The sequence below is a fragment of the Streptomyces sp. URMC 123 genome (assembly GCF_051386515.1).
Taxonomy (GTDB): domain Bacteria; phylum Actinomycetota; class Actinomycetes; order Streptomycetales; family Streptomycetaceae; genus Streptomyces.
Genome location: NZ_JBPQTV010000499.1, coordinates 1 through 3,203, shown reverse-complemented (window position 1 = coordinate 3,203; position 3,203 = coordinate 1). Strand labels below are relative to the sequence as shown.

The following is a 3,203-nucleotide window of genomic DNA, read 5'->3' as shown; positions in this document are numbered from 1 at the left end:
GACTGCGGCTGCGCGGGGTGCGGTTCGACTACGGCGCCGGGCCCGTCCTGCGCGGCGTGGACCTCGACGTGCCCGCCGGCCGTACGGTCGCCCTGGTCGGGGTCTCCGGCGCCGGCAAGACGAGCATCGCCCATCTGGTGGCGCGCTTCTGGGACCCGACGGACGGCACGATCGAACTGGTGCCCGCGGCCGGCGGCGCGCCCCCGGTCGACCTGCGCCGGCTCCCGGACGCGGAACTGCGCTCCCGTGTCGCCCTGGTCGGCCAGGACACCGCCCTCTTCCACGGCACCCTGCGCGACAATCTGCTGCTCGCCGCCCCCGGCGCGGACGGTGCCGCGCTCGACCGCGTCGTCGCGGCCTGTGGCGTCGACCGCATCGCCGAGGCCCTGCCCGACGGCTTGGACAGTACGGTCGGCGAGCGCGGCGCCACCCTCTCCGGCGGTCAGCGCGCCCGGATCGCCCTGGCCCGCGCCCTGCTCACCGACCCCCGGGTGCTCGTCCTGGACGAGGCCACCGCCCATGTCGACGCCGAGGGTGACGCGGAGCTCGCCGCCGCCCTCGCCGCGGCCACGGCCGACCGCACCACCCTGGTGATCGCGCACCGCCCGGCCACGATCCGGCGCGCCGACCGCGTCGCCGTCCTGGAGGACGGCCGGATCGCCGAACAGGGGACCTGGGAGGAACTCCACGGGCGCGGCGGGGCATTGGACCGGGTCCTCGGGCGCGGTGCCACACAATAGGGCGGAACGGCCGTGACCACGCGGCGGCCGCCACGACCGCACCGCCACGGCACCGCGCGGCTCGTCACGGCCACCGCACCGCCACGGCACCGCATCGCACGACCGTGCGAGCCCCGTCCCGGCGGCCCGCCGGAGCGGGCCAGAGCAGCAGGAGACCATGTGAGCCCCGAGATCGCCGTCGACCCCAGCGCCAAGGAGCCCCCGTACGAGCAGCTCCGGGCCCAGATCGCCGACCAGGCGCGCTCCGGGCGGCTCCCGGTGGGCCACAAACTGCCCACCGTCCGGGGGTTCGCGGAGGAGCTGGGGCTGGCGGCGAACACCGTCGCCAAGGCGTACCGGGCGCTGGAGTCCGACGGGGTGATCGAGACGCGCGGCCGGCACGGCACGTTCATCGCCGCCGCGGGTGACGCCGCGCGCCGGCAGGCGGCCGCCGCCGCGCAGACCTACGCCCAGCACGTCCGGCGCCTGGGCCTGGACCGGGACGCGGCCCTCGCCGTCGCCCAGGACGCCCTGCGCGCGGCCTACGGCACCCCTGAGGGCTGAGAGCCTGTTTTCATACCCCGCCCGGGCCCGCGACGCCTGGCACGGCACCTCGCGGCGTTGTCGGAGTCACCCAAGTACGCCCGGTACGAGGGTGATCCTCCGCCTTGCGATCTACCGCACCAGACGCCGCGGCCTGTCCGACCGGGGTATGAAAACAGGCTCTGAGAGCCCGCTTCCCCCGGGCCGGCCGGGGCCGCTCGGGCGCGGGCGCCGACGACAGATCAGGTCACAGATACAGCCCCGCGTCCGACCCCGGCGCCTGCGCCGGCACCGCCGCCGGCCCCGTGCCCCGGCGCAGGGCGTACAGCTCCGCCAGCGTCGCCCCGTCGCGGCCGATGCCCTGCTCCAGCCCCTCGGCCTCCCGGCCGAGCCAGGCGACCGCCTCCGCGCGCGACAGGGAGCCCACCTCGATCCGGGCCAGACAGCGGCCGGGGCGCACCACCGCCGGGTGCAGGCGCTCCAGGTCCTCGTTGGTCGTCACCCCGACGAGGACGTTGCGGCCCTGGCCCAGCAGCCCGTCGGTGAGGTTGAGCAGCCGCGACAGCGCCTGCCCGGCGGTGTGCTTGGCCTCCCCGCGGATCAGCTCGTCGCAGTCCTCCAGCAGCAGCAGCCGCCACCGCCCCTTGGCCGAGCCGTCGTCCTCGCCTATGGCGATGTCCATCAGATAGCCCACGTCGTTGAAGAGCCGCTCCGGGTCGAGCACGCAGTCCACCTGGCACCACTCGCGCCAGGAGCGGGCCAGCGTGCGCAGCGCGGATGTCTTGCCGGTGCCCGGCGGGCCGTGCAACAGCAGCAGCCGGCCCGCGATGTCCTCCGGCGTGATCTTCATCAGCCGGTCCATGGCCCGCGCCACCGGCGCCGTGTAGTTCGGCCGGATCTCCTCCCAGGTGCCGGCCGAGATCTGCCGCGTGGTGCGGTGCGGGCCGCGCCGGGGCGAGACGTACCAGAAGCCCATCGTGACGTTCTCGGGCTGCGGCTCCGGCTCGTCCTCGGCGCCGTCGACCGTCTGCCCCAGCACCTTCTCCGCCAGCTCGTCGGAGACGGCGGTGACGGTGACGTCCGCCCCGCGGCTCCAGCGCGACACCAGCAGCGTCCAGCCGGCGCCCTCGGCGAGCACGGCGCTGCGGTCGTCGTCGCGCGCCGAGCGCAGAACTGTGGCGGCGGGCGGCAGCAGCGTGGCACCGGAGCGGACCCGGTCGATGGAGGAACTGCGCGAGTACGGCTGCTCGCCGGTCGCGAACCGGCCGAGGAAGAGGGCGTCCACGACATCCGACGGCGAGTCGCTGTCGTCCATGTTCAGCCGGATCGGCAGGGAGTCCTGGGCGGCGGGCACCAGGGCCGCGAGGACGGGGTCGGCGACGGACGGGGTGTCGGTGGGCGGGATCTGGCTCCGGGCGTCGGACGGTGGCTCGGCTCGCATGGGCCCATGATCCGGCACCGGGCGGCCCGGCGCACGCAGGTTTTCCATGTTCTCCTCCGTTGCCCCGACGGGCCCGCGTCCGGTGTTCGGACGGACCGGCGCCGGAGCCGTGCCCGGTGCTCCGACGGGCGCGCCCCGCCCTCCTGCTTCGGTGTTCCGACGGGCGCGTCCCGCCCTCCGCGTTCGGTGCTCCGACCGGCGCGTCCCGGCCCCCGCCGAGCCTGTGATCGACCGCGCCCCGCCCGCCGGGCTTCGGCGGAATCGGCCGTGCCGCCCCCGGCCGCGGCTACGCTGACCTCCGATGGGACGTCATCGTGCTCGAAGCACCGTGCTCCTGGCGCTGCCGGCGGCGGGGCGCTGGCGCGTGACCGCGCTGCTCGGCGCGGGCCTCGCCTCGCTCGGTCTGATGCTGGTGATGTGCGGGCCGTGGACCGGCAGCGCCGACCCCGGCGGCGAACGGGCCGCCGGCCGGCGCGGCGGCGTGGCGCACGGCAGCCACC

The 3,203-nt window shown here is 76.2% G+C and carries 3 protein-coding genes and 1 pseudogene; 3 read left to right on the top strand and 1 reads right to left on the bottom strand.

The window, feature by feature from the left end; translation table 11 throughout:
- Together ACSNOD_RS29950 and ACSNOD_RS29945 are read left to right on the top strand one after the other, a co-directional pair.
- Positions 1-740: ATP-binding cassette domain-containing protein (locus ACSNOD_RS29950; protein ID WP_436770222.1), on the top strand; the 740-nt coding region annotated here is incomplete at its 5' end.
- Positions 741-899: 159 nt separating this feature from the next.
- Positions 900-1,283: a GntR family transcriptional regulator gene (locus ACSNOD_RS29945; protein ID WP_436770221.1), complete on the top strand. Its 384-nt coding sequence runs from the start codon at positions 900-902 to the stop codon at positions 1,281-1,283.
- Between the two features lie 226 nt (positions 1,284-1,509).
- Here the strand turns inward: ACSNOD_RS29945 and ACSNOD_RS29940 are convergent, their stop codons facing one another.
- A complete protein-coding gene (locus tag ACSNOD_RS29940) occupies positions 1,510-2,577 on the bottom strand; it encodes a DUF5925 domain-containing protein (RefSeq protein ID WP_436770223.1) in 1,068 nt (355 codons plus the stop codon).
- Between the two features lie 427 nt (positions 2,578-3,004).
- On the opposite strand from ACSNOD_RS29940, the pseudogene ACSNOD_RS29935 reads away from it, so the two are divergent.
- Positions 3,005-3,203: pseudogene (locus ACSNOD_RS29935) on the top strand (hypothetical protein); the annotation flags it as partial.